Annotated in this window: 15 protein-coding genes; 3 read left to right on the top strand and 12 right to left on the bottom strand. The window is 42.6% G+C overall.

The genetic code is table 11. The features are described 5' to 3' along the window. Positions 1-52 precede the first annotated feature (52 nt). From P9989_RS05100 to nikB, 8 genes are all read right to left on the bottom strand, one after another. Complete coding sequence (locus P9989_RS05100) at positions 53-583, bottom strand: chromate transporter (RefSeq protein ID WP_283077726.1); 531 nt, start codon at positions 581-583, stop codon at positions 53-55. Continuing rightward, positions 580-1,164, bottom strand: a complete 585-nt coding sequence (locus P9989_RS05095; protein ID WP_283077725.1) for a chromate transporter — start codon at positions 1,162-1,164, stop codon at positions 580-582. The genes P9989_RS05100 and P9989_RS05095 overlap by 4 nt, the downstream gene beginning before the upstream one ends. 30 nt (positions 1,165-1,194) lie before the next feature. After that, positions 1,195-2,799: a gamma-glutamyltransferase gene (gene ggt, locus P9989_RS05090; protein WP_283078842.1), complete on the bottom strand. Its 1,605-nt coding sequence runs from the start codon at positions 2,797-2,799 to the stop codon at positions 1,195-1,197. Positions 2,800-2,877: 78 nt separating this feature from the next. After that, the gene (locus tag P9989_RS05085; RefSeq protein ID WP_283077724.1) at positions 2,878-3,852 is read right to left on the bottom strand and encodes an ABC transporter ATP-binding protein; all 975 of its coding nucleotides are present in this window, start codon (positions 3,850-3,852) and stop codon (positions 2,878-2,880) included. Beyond that, positions 3,824-4,825 carry an ABC transporter ATP-binding protein gene (locus P9989_RS05080; protein ID WP_283077723.1) on the bottom strand — a complete coding sequence of 334 codons (1,002 nt, stop codon included), beginning with the start codon at positions 4,823-4,825 and terminating at the stop codon, positions 3,824-3,826. The genes P9989_RS05085 and P9989_RS05080 overlap by 29 nt, the downstream gene beginning before the upstream one ends. Positions 4,826-4,835: 10 nt before the next feature. Next, positions 4,836-6,377 carry a glutathione ABC transporter substrate-binding protein gene (locus tag P9989_RS05075; RefSeq protein ID WP_283077722.1) on the bottom strand — a complete coding sequence of 514 codons (1,542 nt, stop codon included), beginning with the start codon at positions 6,375-6,377 and terminating at the stop codon, positions 4,836-4,838. A gap of 17 nt (positions 6,378-6,394) precedes the next feature. Continuing rightward, positions 6,395-7,303, bottom strand: coding sequence for an ABC transporter permease (locus P9989_RS05070; RefSeq protein WP_283077721.1), 909 nt, complete (start codon positions 7,301-7,303; stop codon positions 6,395-6,397). A gap of 18 nt (positions 7,304-7,321) precedes the next feature. Then, positions 7,322-8,263, bottom strand: a complete 942-nt coding sequence (gene nikB / locus P9989_RS05065) for a nickel ABC transporter permease (protein WP_283077720.1) — start codon at positions 8,261-8,263, stop codon at positions 7,322-7,324. A gap of 354 nt (positions 8,264-8,617) precedes the next feature. Here nikB and P9989_RS05060 point away from each other — a divergent pair, with 354 nt between their 5' ends. Continuing rightward, positions 8,618-9,067: an Lrp/AsnC family transcriptional regulator gene (locus tag P9989_RS05060; RefSeq protein WP_079526793.1), complete on the top strand. Its 450-nt coding sequence runs from the start codon at positions 8,618-8,620 to the stop codon at positions 9,065-9,067. A gap of 263 nt (positions 9,068-9,330) precedes the next feature. Here P9989_RS05060 and P9989_RS05055 read toward each other — a convergent pair whose 3' ends face one another. From P9989_RS05055 to P9989_RS05040, 4 genes are all read right to left on the bottom strand, one after another. Then, positions 9,331-9,795 carry an NUDIX hydrolase gene (locus P9989_RS05055; RefSeq protein WP_283077719.1) on the bottom strand — a complete coding sequence of 155 codons (465 nt, stop codon included), beginning with the start codon at positions 9,793-9,795 and terminating at the stop codon, positions 9,331-9,333. A 48-nt stretch (positions 9,796-9,843) separates the two neighbouring features. Next, positions 9,844-10,260: a GNAT family N-acetyltransferase gene (locus P9989_RS05050; RefSeq protein WP_283077718.1), complete on the bottom strand. Its 417-nt coding sequence runs from the start codon at positions 10,258-10,260 to the stop codon at positions 9,844-9,846. A gap of 350 nt (positions 10,261-10,610) precedes the next feature. Beyond that, complete coding sequence (locus tag P9989_RS05045; RefSeq protein WP_283077717.1) at positions 10,611-11,027, bottom strand: HIT family protein; 417 nt, start codon at positions 11,025-11,027, stop codon at positions 10,611-10,613. Positions 11,028-11,342: 315 nt separating this feature from the next. Continuing rightward, positions 11,343-11,483 (bottom strand): hypothetical protein, encoded by a 141-nt coding sequence (locus P9989_RS05040; RefSeq protein WP_283077716.1) that lies wholly within the window; start codon positions 11,481-11,483, stop codon positions 11,343-11,345. 116 nt (positions 11,484-11,599) lie between these two features. Between P9989_RS05040 and P9989_RS05035 the strand changes: the two genes are divergently transcribed. Both P9989_RS05035 and P9989_RS05030 read left to right on the top strand, forming a co-directional pair. Then, a complete protein-coding gene (locus P9989_RS05035; RefSeq protein WP_283077715.1) occupies positions 11,600-12,853 on the top strand; it encodes a dicarboxylate/amino acid:cation symporter in 1,254 nt (417 codons plus the stop codon). Positions 12,854-13,088: 235 nt separating this feature from the next. After that, positions 13,089-14,066 carry a bile acid:sodium symporter family protein gene (locus P9989_RS05030; RefSeq protein ID WP_283077714.1) on the top strand — a complete coding sequence of 326 codons (978 nt, stop codon included), beginning with the start codon at positions 13,089-13,091 and terminating at the stop codon, positions 14,064-14,066. The last annotated feature ends 102 nt before the right edge of the window (positions 14,067-14,168 follow it).

The raw sequence follows: 14,168 nt of genomic DNA, 5'->3' as shown, positions 1-14,168 counted from the left end.
AGAAGCTATTGCTGATATTAAAACAACACCATTAAAAAATGGCCTGGATTCATCACCCTAGAAAAATTGCTCCATAAACTAACGACCCTAAAATAACAAAAGCAGGATGGACTTTTATTTTTTCCAATAAAAAGAAGCTAACGACAATCAGGATAACGGTTTGCATCGCTCCCGCTGAAAAATAGGAATTACGGAAGAATTGAAAAGCCATCACGCCAAGCAGAATGGCAATGGTCGGCCGAATCAGGGCGGTCATCGTTTTAACCCGGGGAGAGTCTTTAAATTTATACAATAGACTGAGCAGCCCGATCATTAAGATTAATGAGGGGGCCACCGTTGCAAACACCCCTACAAACGAACCGAGGATTCCAGCTTGCTGATATCCGATAAATCCTGCCATTTTCGTTGCAATTGGGCCAGGCAAAGCGTTCGCCATCGCCAGCATTTCGCTAAAATCGTTGACTGTCATCCAATTAAAACGTTCTACGACTTCGTTCTCTACTAAAGGAATCGAAGCAGGACCGCCCCCATACCCTACAACTCCTGGAATAAAAAACGCTATGAATATCTTCCAATAAATCATGAGGATTGCTCCTTACGTACAGCAGCTTTCGATTCTTCACCCTTCTTACCCATTGGCCGCACCAATGCTGATAGAAGAAGCGTAAAAATGAGAATCCCAGGGTGAACCCCCACCCATTCAATTAATAGGAGGGAACCCAGTGCTAATAGAATCGTATAGAGCCACCCCAGGTTGCCTTTTGCCTTTTTAAAGAAATCATAGGTGAGTGTGGCGAGCATGACCCCGACCACGGGAACGACAGCTTGGGTCATTCCGCTAACCCAGGATTGATCCCTAAAACTATTTAATGAAGTAATCAGTACAATCATGATGGTGATGGTCGGAATAATCGTAGCCAGAACAGCATTTAACATACCTAAGATCCCACACACACGAAACCCAATATATCCTGCCATTTTTGTCGCAATTGGACCTGGAAGCGAGTTTCCCAATGCTAGAATGTCAGCAAAATCATCATCGGACAGCCATTTGTACTTTTCAACGACCTCTTTATGCACAAGCGGTATTGAGGACGGTCCACCACCATATCCGAGCATACCTACTCGAAAAAAAGCAAGGAAGAGATTCCAATGCTGTATCATACTCTCATCTCCTCTCGATCTTTTATGGCTTTAGTAAGCAGATATGGTCCCATCTGTCCGTGATTCCGTACCGCCAAATAATGTACCGGTTTGCTGGTCACGCCAAATAATCTGACCGCGCCCGAAAGCCCCTTTTTCAAGCTGCACTTCAATATGATGCCCTTTTCTCGCTAAGGATTCAGCTATATGACTAGGGAAATTCGGCTCCACCCATATGGTCTTATCTTTCATCCATTGCCAGCGAGGGGCATCTAAGGCAGCTTGCGGGTTTAAGTGAAAGTCAATAGTATTCATTACCACTTGGACATGACCTTGCGGCTGCATAAACCCTCCCATAACACCGAAAGGCCCTACAGGATTGTTTTCCTTCGTAAGAAAGCCAGGAATGATAGTGTGATAGGATCGTTTGTTTCCAGCTAGTGCATTCGCATGGTTTTCATCTAATGAAAAATTATGACCACGATTTTGCAGGGCTATGCCAGTACCCGGCACGACTAAACCTGAACCAAAGCCCATATAATTGCTTTGAATAAAGGACACCATGTTTCCTTCATCATCCGCAGTTGCTAAATAAACCGTTCCGCCCTTCGGAGGATGCCCGGGTTCAGGAGTAAGAGCCTGCTCGCTAATGAGCTTTCTACGTTCACTAGCATACTCTTCATCAAGCAGATCAGTATAATCCAAATTCATATGACGCGGATCAGCTACAAACTTTTGGCCGTCAGCAAAAGCCAATTTCATCGCTTCAATCTGCTTATGATACGTATCAACTGTCTCTTTATCTTCCATTTGAAAACCCTTTAGAAGATTAAGCGCAGACAAAGCTACGATCCCCTGACCATTAGGAGGGATCTCCCAAACGTCATATCCACGGTAATTCACAGAAATCGGGTCCACCCACTCCGGCTGATAGTTTTGCAAGTCTTCTTTCCGCAGGAACCCATCATGCTTTTGGGAAAACTCATCAATTTTATCCGCCAGCTCTCCGTGGTAAAAATCCTCCGCATTTGTATCAGCAATTTTTCTCAGAGTATTGGCATGCCCTTGGGAAATCCACTGTTCACCGATTTGGGGTGCCCGTCCTTTAGGAGCAAACGTATCGAACCAATGTTGAAATTCTTCTCCTTTAAGGGTTTCCTTAAACTTCTCGGCTGCTGATCTCCAAAACCTACCTAACACCGGGGATATTGGAAATCCTTCTTCCGCATATCGAATGGCGGGCGCTAACACATCTTTAAAAGGCAGCTTACCAAATTGCTTCGATAGCTCTGCCCACGCTCCCGGCACTCCTGGTACGGTTACAGGTACAAATCCAAATTTAGGGATTTCATTATAGCCGCGTTTCTTAAGTTCTTCTATAGATAATGCGGCCGGAGCATGCCCGCTCCCATTTAACCCGTACAGTTTATTCTTTGTCCAGACGAGAGCAAAGGCATCTCCGCCGATTCCATTCGATGTAGGCTCGACGACCGTTAGCGTAGCTGCCGTAGCAATTGCCGCATCAATGGCGTTCCCTCCTTGTTTTAACATATCCAATCCAGCTTGGGATGCTAAGGGCTGGGATGTAGCAACCATCCCCTTGCTTGCGACAGTCGCTACTCGATTTGCTGTATATGGTTGATAAAGATAATCCATTTGATCCATTCTCTCGCCTCTTTCTATTCATATCGTAACTATCATGTTCTGTATTTTTTAGTCTATACTGCTGCGCCCTTACACTTCATGGCAGGCGACAAAGTGATCCGATTCAATCTCTCTCCAATCCGGCCTTTCCTCGCGACAGCGGTCATGGGCTAATGGACAGCGAGTATGAAAAGGACAGCCCGTCGGGTAATTAGCAGGGTTAGGAAGATCCCCTTCTAAACGAACCCTATCTTTTTTCTTGCCAGGTACCGGTCTTGGAATTGCCGAAAGAAGAGCTTTCGTATAGGGATGAAGTGGATTGGCATACAGTTCACCTGCAGGTGCTAACTCCGCGGTAGCTCCTAAATACATGACAAGCACGCGGTCACACATATGTCTGACTACGCCCAAGTCATGTGAAATGAACAAATAGGTCAGTTGGTGGCTGTCTTGCAGTTTTTTTAACAGTTGGATCACTTGAGCTTGAACAGAAACGTCAAGGGCAGATACCGCTTCATCACATACAATTAAAGAAGGGTTTAAGGAGATGGCTCGCGCAATGCCAATTCTCTGTCTTTGGCCCCCACTGAACTCATGCGGGTAACGATCTCCATGGTCTTCTTTAAGACCCACTTCAACTAATAGCTCACGAACCCTCTGTTCACGCTCCTTCTTCTCCATATTCGTATGAATAATAAAAGCTTCTTCTAGCGCATCTCCAATACGCTGGCGGGGGTTGAGGGAAGCATACGGGTCCTGGAAAATCATTTGCATTTCCTTTTTATACTTCTTCAGTTTCTTCTCCGAAAGACCACCAATTTCCTCGCCACGAAACTTGATTGATCCGCCGGTTAGTTCCTCAAGTCCAAGAATGGTTCGGCCCAAAGTTGACTTACCACAGCCAGACTCTCCTACGATCCCAAGAGTCTCCCCTTCGAATACGTCGATGGATACATTTTCAACCGCTTGAACGTTTGCCTTCGTTTTTTTAAGCAAGCTGCTTTTAATAGGAAAATATTTTTTAACTTGATTCATTTCAAGAAAAGGCTTTGTTTCGAGACTCATGTTCGGTCACCTCCTCTAGTAACCAGCATTTCGATTGATGACTGGAGTTCAAGGTGAAATGAGGAGGATCTTCTTGCTTGCATTTATCTGAAGCGAACGGACACCTGGGATGAAATCTGCATCCAGAAATCTCCTCATTGATATTGGGTAAAGAACCAGGAATCGCTTCTAATAATTGATTCGCATCGTCAACATTGGGAACAGACGCGAGCAAACCTTTCGTATAAGGATGACTAGGATTTGCGAAAATTTCTTCCACGCTTCCCGTTTCCACCACATTTCCTGCGTACATCACCATAACGTGATCAGCAACTTCAGCCACAACACCCATGTCGTGGGTAACCATAACAACCCCCATCCCCAGGTCTTCTTTTAGGTCATCAATTAAATCCAGAATTTGTGCCTGAATCGTTACATCGAGTGCGGTCGTAGGTTCATCTGCAATCAAAAGTGCAGGGTTACAAGCAAGGGCCATCGCGATCATGACTCGCTGTCTCATCCCGCCACTAAGCTCGTGAGGATATTGCTTTAACTTTTTCTCAGGGTTGGGTATCCCGACCTGATTTAATAAGTCAATGGCCTTGTGTTTGACCTCTGCCTTTGATAGCTTTGTGTGTATTTTCAGGGGTTCCATGAGCTGATAGCCTACAGTGAATACAGGGTTTAATGCTGTCATAGGCTCCTGAAAGATCATAGAAATCTCATTACCGCGCAACCTTCTCATTTCATCTTTCTTTTTAACAGTTAACTCTTCTCCATTAAACTTAACCGATCCTTCTGAGATCTCTCCATTGTTAGGAAGCAGCCCCATAACAGATAAGGTGGTAATACTTTTTCCACAGCCAGATTCCCCGACAATGCACAACGTCTCTCCTCGGTCGACTGAAAAAGAGACCCCTCGAACAGCAGGGACCTTTTGCCCGGCTGTTCGAAATGAGGTAACTAAATCTTTTACTTCTAATAATTGTTCCATTGTCTCACCTCTACTCTCTGTGGACATTATAAAGGGACCATTGTCCTGTTGGGTCAATCTGTAATCCTTTTACGGATTTATCGTAAGCTACCGTGACAACACCATGATGCATAGGAATCCAGACAGCATCCTTAATGGCAATTAAATTAGCCTCCATCAACTTTTGCTTTCTTACTTCCTGATCTACTGTTACTCGTGACTGATCGACAAGTTTATCAAACTCACTGTTGTTATAGCCCATGCGGTTAGAGGAACCGATGTTATCCGAATGCAAGTTTGGATACAGCAGCTCACTTCCATCTGCTGTGCTATTAGACCATCCAAGGAAAGTCATTTGGAAGTTTCCTTCAGATGTTGTCTCAAGGAATGTTCCCCATTCCATGGTTTCAATCTCTACATTCAATCCTACTTCTGTTAACTGAGCCTGAACGATTTCAGCCATCTTCATATAAGATTCACGGTTTGCAGCTAACAGTGTAATTTGCTGGCCTTTAAATCCATTTTCTTCAATTATTTGTTTAGCCTTTTCAGGGTCATAACTGTACCCGGCATCTGCAGCCCCTTCATCATAGCCAAACACTTTTGGACCAATAATGCTTTCGTTCTTTGTTCCCAACCCATTTAATTGTTTCACGTAAGCCTCACGATTGATCGCGTGGGAAACTGCTTTTCTGAAATTAATGTTATTGAAAGGTTCTTTGTTCATATTAAAACCTAAATAATAAACTGGAGTTCCTTCTCTCTTCTGGACCTCTACATTCTTTAGTGACTCGATCCGAGGAAGTTGTTCAGTTGGGATCGCGTCTACGAATTGAACTTCTCCTGTCTGTAGCATCGAAACCGCTGTAGAGTACTCAGGAACTACCTTCATCGTAACCTTCTCAAGCTGAGGAGCCCCTTGCCAATATTCTTCATTTTTAGAAAGTGTCACATGGCTCCCTTGTACCCACTCTTCAAAAACGAACGGTCCGGTACCTACTGGATGCTGATTCAAGTCACCACTTTTATCAGCCTCCGGACTTACAATGGATGCATTCGTATGGGACAGGGCTGCTAGTAATGGACCATAAGGTTCTTTTGTCTTGATCACAACGGTATATTCATCCTGAACCTCGACTGATTCAACTGGCTCAAGTAATGAAGCTCTTGGTGCAGCTCTCTCTTCACTCATAAACTGATCAAATGTGTATTTTACTGCCTCGGCGTTAAACGGTGTTCCATCATGAAACGTTATGCCTTCTTTTAATTTAATCACCCATGTCGTTTCATCAGGGGTTTCATAGGATTCTGCCAGACGCGGCTTAATTTCCATGGTTTTTGGGTCTCTTACAAATAAGGTTTCATACACTTGTTCAATGACGGCTGAAGATACCGAATCATTCGTATCAATAGGTGACAGACCTACTACATCTGAAGTAGTGGCATAGGTAAGCTCCTGGCTTACATCTGAACCACTGTCACTTCCACTCTCTGAAGCATTACTACTACAACCTGCTAAAGTAACAATCGCTAATAAAATACAGGCAAACCATTGAACAAACTGTTTTTTCATATTAAAAACCTCCCATTTTAAGTATCAAGCTCCATATTAGGGTCAAGGGCATCTCTTAACCCATCCCCTACCACATTAAAAGCAAATACAACCAGCATAATCGCTATTCCCGGGATAATTGTTAAATGCGGGGACGTAAACATAAAATCCTGCCCCGTTGCGATCATAGCTCCCCATTCAGGAGTAGGCGGCTGAGCTCCTAGTCCTAAGAAACTTAAAGCTGCCGTGGACAATATCGCTGTTGCCATACGCATCGTAGCGAATACAATAATCGGTGCCATACAGTTAGGAAGAATGTGCTTAAATAATATTCTTGTACTGCTGGCTCCAAGTGATCTCATAGCCAGAATATACTCTTGTTTTTTTACAGATAGCACGCTACCTCGAACGATTCTGGCACAGGTTGGGATCGACCAAATACTAATAGCGATGACAACGTTTACTAAGCTGGTACCCAGCATGGCGATAATAAGCATGGCAAGCAGGATACCAGGAAAAGCAAACAATAAATCGACAACCCGCATAATCGGTCCATCGAGTTTCTTAAAATAGCCCGAAAGCAATCCTAGAAAAACGCCTCCGATTAAACCGAGTGATACCGACGTCACACCGACAATAAGGGAAATACGTGCTCCGAACACGATCCGTGACCACACGTCTCTGCCGTAATTATCCGTGCCGAGCCAATGTCCTTCAGTCCCGATGCCAAGCTGGGCATTCGGAAGATCTTGTTCCACTGGATCATATCCTGCGAACAGAGGAGCGAAAATAGCCATAGTTACCTGAATAGCAATGATGATAAGTCCAAAAACAGCTAATTTATTTTTCAGCATTCGTTTAATCGTCTTGACTAGCATTCGCTCTTTCTTTTGTTTCTTAATCTCTGTTTCTACTCCGCTACGTCCAATTAATTCTGAACTTGCCATTACACACCCTCCTTTCATTTAATCGTAGCTGATTCTAGGATCAATTAATGCGTAAATAATATCTACGAGCAGATTAACGACCACGAATAATGTAGCTACTAATAACACAGTCCCTTGAACAACTGGAAAATCACGGGCGGCAATCGCATCGATCATTAACCGGCCAACTCCATTAATTGCGAATACTTGTTCCGTTATGATCGTCCCTCCAAGTAGAAATCCAAAATTTAACCCGATTACTGTGATTACAGGAATCATGGCATTTCTCAAGGCATGCACCCAGATCACACCCCAGGATTTTACCCCTTTAGCTTTTGCTGTTCGAATGTAATCTGCACGGATCACTTCAAGCATGGCTGACCGGCTCATTCTCGCAATCATAGCCGCTGAGGCTGTTCCGAGTGTTATCGCAGGAAGGATAAGCTGTTTGATGCCTTCAATCGTCCAGAAAGGTGCACTTAAGCCTCCAACTGGCAGCCACTGCAGCTGTACAGAGAAGATCAGGATGAGCATAGCGCCTAACCAGAAGTTCGGGATGGAAATGCCTGCAAGGGCGACGGTAGTACTTGAAAAGTCAAACCAGGAATTCTGTCTGATAGCTGAAATAATCCCTGCCGGCACTCCGATTAATATAGCTACAATCATACTGGCCACTGCCAAATTTAACGTTTGTGGAAACCGTGTCATGATCGCTTCTGCTACAGATTGATTGTTTTGGAATGAATAACCAAGATCCCCTTGGACGACCCCTTTTATGTAATCGACATATTGGACGAGTACCGGTCGATTCAATCCTAATTCTTCTCGAATGGCCTCGAGATCAGACTCTGTTGCCGTAGGGCCGCCAATGACCGTTGCTGGATCACCAGGTGCGATGTGCATGCTCATGAAAACGAGAAAAGAAATTCCAAAGAGTAGAAGTAACAGCTGTAAGAAGCGTTTTACTATTAAACCAACCATTTTCACCCTCCTTTGTTAATAATATTACTTCGAAAGGAATATCACTTAATTATTTTACTTTCAAAATAAATCACCCACTTACTGTTTACAATCGTCAATAAATAACTTAATATAATTAACAATCGTATGATATTGTTATTGATTATAAGGTAATACCAGAAAATTTTAAACCCCTTTTTGTTAAAAATTCAGATTTTTTATTCTTTTCATATATTTCAAATATTATTTGAAAGGCAATTTGCTTCGTGCTACTATTTTTACACGAGGTTGTTATAATGGAAAAATATACAATCATTCTAGTCAAAACGATTTATTACTCATGTTAGGTGGATGTTTATGGAAGATGAGTTAAAGATGAAAATTGATGATACAGACAAAAGGATCCTTGAGTTGTTAATTGAAGACGGCCGGCAGTCTTATGCCGATATAGGAAAAACTCTCGGGCTCTCACGCGTAGCCGTCCGTTCGAGAGTAAATCAGCTGATTGAGCATGGGGTGATTGAAAGGTTTACAGCGGTTGTGAACAGTGAAAAGGTGGGGAAAAAAGTTTCTGCCTTTTTCGAAGTGGATTGTGAGCCTCGTTCACTAGTGGAAGTGGCTGAGAATTTAGCAAATAACCCTTACGTGGCCAGTTGTTATCAAATGACCGGACCCAGCACCCTTCATATGCATGTGTTAGTCAAAGACTTTAAAGAATTGGAGTCGTTTATTAATAATGAGCTCTATGCACTTGAGGGGATTACGAGAGTTGAAAGCCATACATTGCTGCGCCGGTTTAAAAGCAGAAGCGGCTTAAAATTATAAAAGGCTGTCGAGACACATTCTCGACAGCCTTTTATTTAGCTTAATGGTTCATACTGATTGTGGTATCTGTTCACTCCCCTGTCTCCCAACACGAATTAGATGAAATGGTTTTGAAGTAAGACAACCGTTCTCAACCTTGTGAGTATGGCTTATTCACAAGTACATTGTCTCATAACCTATCCAACCACTGCTGAGGCGGTTGCTGGAAATTTTCATACATCAAAGGTGATGTCCTTGGGGGTATTCGCATGTCCACAGGATCATTAATTCATTTGATGTTTTTTCTTTACGTATTCCTCAATCATTAGTCGATGACTTCCTACCATATTTACTGGCAGAACCTTAGGGTCAACGAAAGAACACTGTGTGGATTCCTCAGGATCAGCCCTTAAGAAGCCTGTATAGGAAGAAGTTGCATAAGCCGTAGTTACCGTAAAGTACTCGTCCCCATTTTGCGCCTCAACGAAAAAATCTGCCCCCGAATATACATCCATTAACTCTAAGTCATGAACCTGAAGCTGAGTTTCCTCAAACACTTCCCTTTTCGCTGCTTCCTCCGTAGATTCTCCAAGTTCCATTAGACCTCCCGGAAGTCCCCAAACGTCTTTAGGGAATTTCCTCTGTTGAAGAAGAATTTCACCATTACGATTTTCAATCATCACAACAGCCCCCACCAAAATGAGCGGCCGGTGTCCAACAATTCGTCTTAAATCTTCTACATACCCCATTATCCAGTCTCCCAACGTTTATAAAAGTTATGATGTGTTTATACATTCTTAAAGACTTTTAGTCAACGTGTAAAAACTTAACCCAGGGGGATGGTCCTTTAATTCACCAACAACTTTGTACCCCTTTGCTTCATAAAAAGATTTCGCTTGATAATCGAATGTAGTTAACATAGAGTATTCAGCTCCTCTTTTTCTAGCCATAGACTCTGCCTTATGAAGTAACTCTGTTCCAATACCTATTCCTCGAAATGACCTGCTAAACCACAAATCTATGATTTCAAGCCAGCTTGAATATAGTTCCGCAGACATTCCTCCTACCCATTTGTTGTCTATATTTGTTACGATCATATTGATTGGCTGGGCTGAGTTTCGGCGTCTAGTAAGACTATGATGCAAAGAAAAATCCTCGTTGTACTCCATAATCTTATGATGAAGGTACTCCTGAAACTGACTGTTTCGCTCCATTTCCATTTTCACCTTGTATTTCAACCTGTCACCTCAATTTACATAAACCTTTCCGATTCCAACTTCACTTATAAATCGTTTAAATACCGAACATTTTTCATCCCCTTCTGTGAGTGAGTATTCATTCATATAAAGAATCCATTTTATAAAACACTATTACATTTTACAAAAGATCATTTGTAGAAAAAAAGCGAATCTTGCTATTCAATTCATTATCTTCTTATTTTTTATCAGTTTTAGAGGATAAGACACTATTTTCTGAGATTCTTGAGGGGCACAACTAGTAAATATGAGGCTATTAAACTAGCTTGCTATAAGCAAATATGTGTGGAGACCTCGCTTCACACCAGTCATTGCGATCTCATCTCTTTAGATAACTGGCGTGAATTACTGGGTTGTTTAATCCAGTACCGGATTCCCTTGCCCGCATATGGTTCATCCTTATATCTAGGAATTACGTGTAAATGGGCATGAGGGATCGACTGACCGCCTACCTCCCCAGTGTTCCATCCGACACTGTACCCGTCTGGAGAATGGAAGTGGTCCAGATAATCCTTTGCTTTTTTCAACAAATCCTGCGAATCCCTCCACTGTTCCGCTGACAATTCAAACACTGTTTGGGTATGTGTCTTCGGAATAACCAGTCCGCTTCCCTCCAGAATTTCCTGCTCAGAAGGTTTTTGGATAAAATAACAGGTTTTATTTTCAAAAATAATCTGTTGTTCTGGATCAAGACCAATCTGACAAAATGGACAATCGTTATTCATATGTACCAAATCTCCTTCAAGTTCTTTCTGTAATTTTCTCACTTCTGGGTGAAGGATTCCATAAATAATCAAAGAAATCCAATTTTATCTATATAAGGGGGCAAATTCTATCGTTTTTGCAGAAAATCTATCAAAAAATGCTGTTTTATTAGGAATTAAGTGATTTTGGAAAATTTTTTGTCTTTATGTAAACATATAATTATGATAGTTTATAATTAAGGGAAAGTGTCGTTAAGCTGTTTGAGCAAGGTTTTTGCCCTATGAGAAGCTTGCCAGGCGGATGAGTGAGTTAATTTGAAGATGTTTTATTTATATTTACACAAAAGCATGATCGCCACCATATAAATTATATTCCTGCCGTGACAAATCCTTACTATAACTTGGCAGCTTCTCCTCAGAAGCTGCCAAGCCTTTGCAAACACGCTTACGGTTATTCCTGTTATGTGTCACCAACATACAGGTTTCTTCAAAACATTCGATTTAACTTAACTCCATGACACATACCACCAGCTGAGAGGCAATATAATTGTTTAAGCAAACGCTCTCAATAATATACCTAAGGGGGTAAATGTATGAAATTAACAGCCAAGATTTTAATCGGACTTGCTCTAGGTGCTGTCGTCGGTCTAATTTTGCATTTTTTTGCACCGGACTTATTTGATACTTTAGATGCTTATGTATTCAGTCCACTTGGTACAATCTTTCTAAACTTAATTAAAATGTTAGTTGTGCCAATCGTGTTTTTCTCTATCACTCTCGGTGTCGCCTCTTTAGGAGATCCGAAGAAACTAGGAAGAATAGGGACGAAAACAGTTGCCTTTTTCCTGGTAACCACAACAATTGCTATTTCCATTGCAATTGGATTAGCCTACCTGTTCGAGCCTGGGAACTCAGGGATTGACACGTCTGGAGCCGAATACGAAAGTCAGCAGGCACCGTCAGTTGTCGAAACATTCACAGGTATTATTCCTACTAACCCTATCCAGGCAATGGCAGAAGGGAATATGCTGCAAATTATTGCCTTCTCCATTTTTATTGGGTTTGCGCTAACAATGCTTGGCAAAAAGGTGGATGGTGTAACGAAGGTTATTGAACAAGGTAATGAAATTATGATGTTTCTTGTTAACCTAATTATGCGATTCGCTCCATACGGTGCCTTCGGTTTACTAGCTTCGGCCATTGGTCAAATGGGACTAGATGGTGCCAAAGCGATGGCCGCCTATATGTTAGTCGTCTTACTCGCATTATTTATCCATGCATTTGTTGTGTATGGTGGAGCTGTTTCCTTAATCGGTAAAATGAATCCGATCCGTTTCTTCAAAGGCTTCTTCCCTGCAGCAACGGTTGGATTTAGTACGTCAAGCAGTAGCTCCACACTGCCAATTTCGATGAAAACAGCCCAGGAAAACTTAGGTGTTCCGAAATCAATCAGCGGTTTTGTTCAACCGTTAGGGGCCACTATTAACATGGATGGGACTGCCATCATGCAAGGGGTAGCCACTATCTTTATTGCTCAAGTGTATGGAAGTGATTTGGCGTTCTCGCAACTGATTATGGTTGTAGTCACCGCCGTACTCGCTAGTATCGGGACAGCAGGAGTCCCAGGTGTGGGACTGATCATGCTGGCCATGGTTCTTAACCAGGTACAACTGCCAGTTGAAGGTATTGCATTAATTATCGGGATTGACCGCCTTCTTGACATGACTCGTACAGCGATCAACATTACAGGTGATGCAGCTTGTGCCGTTGTCGTAACGGAAACAGAGAAAAAACACGGTCTGCCAGAAGAGCCCGTGGAAACAGACATTAGTCACGTAAGCAACTAGTTATACACATATCTTCAGAGCAGGCCTAAATGGTCTGCTCTTTTCTTTATTTAGAGGGGGGAAATAACTATGGAAGCCAAAGAACAACGCCCCTTTTCTGCTGCTTGCCTTCTTGGCTTCCTTCCGTCTTCCCCGTAATTATTTTCTAAACTGGTTTTTTTCTTATTTTTCCTAAGTGAATTAACTGAGGATATAGTATAATCTGAAAATAATTCATTCGAAAAGGAGGAATAGTATGAAAACATTAGAAAAAATCAGCAGTTTTGTAGGAAGTACATTTGCCATATGGGTATTATTATTTGCGGTCTTATCCTTCGTTTTTCCTTCAGGTTTTACGTGGATCGTCCCTTACATCGTGCCCTTATTAGGAATTATCATGTTTGGAATGGGGCTGACATTATCTAAACATGATTTTCAAGAAGTATTTCGCCGACCAAAAGATGTGGCGATTGGCGTAGGTGCACAATTTACCATTATGCCTTTGCTCGCTTTCTTACTCGTTACGATCCTGCCCGTATCGCCTGAGGTGGCGGTTGGGGTTATTTTAGTAGGGTGCTGTCCTGGCGGAACGTCATCAAACGTTATGACATATTTATCAAAAGGCGATACAGCCTTGTCTGTATCCATCACATCGGTGTCTACCTTGCTTGCCCCTCTTCTCACCCCTGCGCTCGTATTGTTGTTTGCCAGTCAGTGGCTTCCCGTCTCAGCAGGGGCGTTGTTTATGTCCATCGTCAAAATTGTTCTGTTTCCAATTCTACTGGGACTTGGGGTAAAGGCATTATTAGGGAACAAAGTCCAGACTGGCGTGAAAGCCCTGCCTCTCGTTTCGGTTACTGCTATTGTTGCGATTGTGGCGGCTGTTATTAGTGACAGTCAAAGTCAAATAGCTGAGACAGGGATGACCATATTCGCGATCGTTGTGCTCCACAATGTGCTCGGTTATCTCATTGGCTACAGTATCGGCAAATTATTTAAAATGCCTGCTGCAAAACAGCGCGCAGTTTCTATTGAAGTGGGGATGCAGAACTCCGGGCTCGGAGCTTCCCTGGCTTCTGTCCACTTCAGCCCTTTAGCGGCTGTTCCGAGTGCGATCTTCAGTGTGTGGCATAATATATCCGGTCCTATCATTGCTACGATTTTTAGAAAACAACAGGAAAAAAATGAGAAAGATACCAGTCAGGATGAGGATTCTATCTCTTCCGTTTCATAGTAAACTATCTTGATTCTCCCATTGTTTGATGGGATGGCTTTACCTTGCAATAATGCGAACTGGCATGTTTACGAGCAAATCTAGCAGTCTGGTTTAAAAGAG

This window comes from Halobacillus naozhouensis, assembly GCF_029714185.1.
GTDB lineage: Bacteria > Bacillota > Bacilli > Bacillales > Halobacillaceae > Halobacillus_A > Halobacillus_A naozhouensis.
Note: the sequence above shows the minus strand (reverse complement) of the source record. Positions and strands in the feature narration are given on the sequence as shown.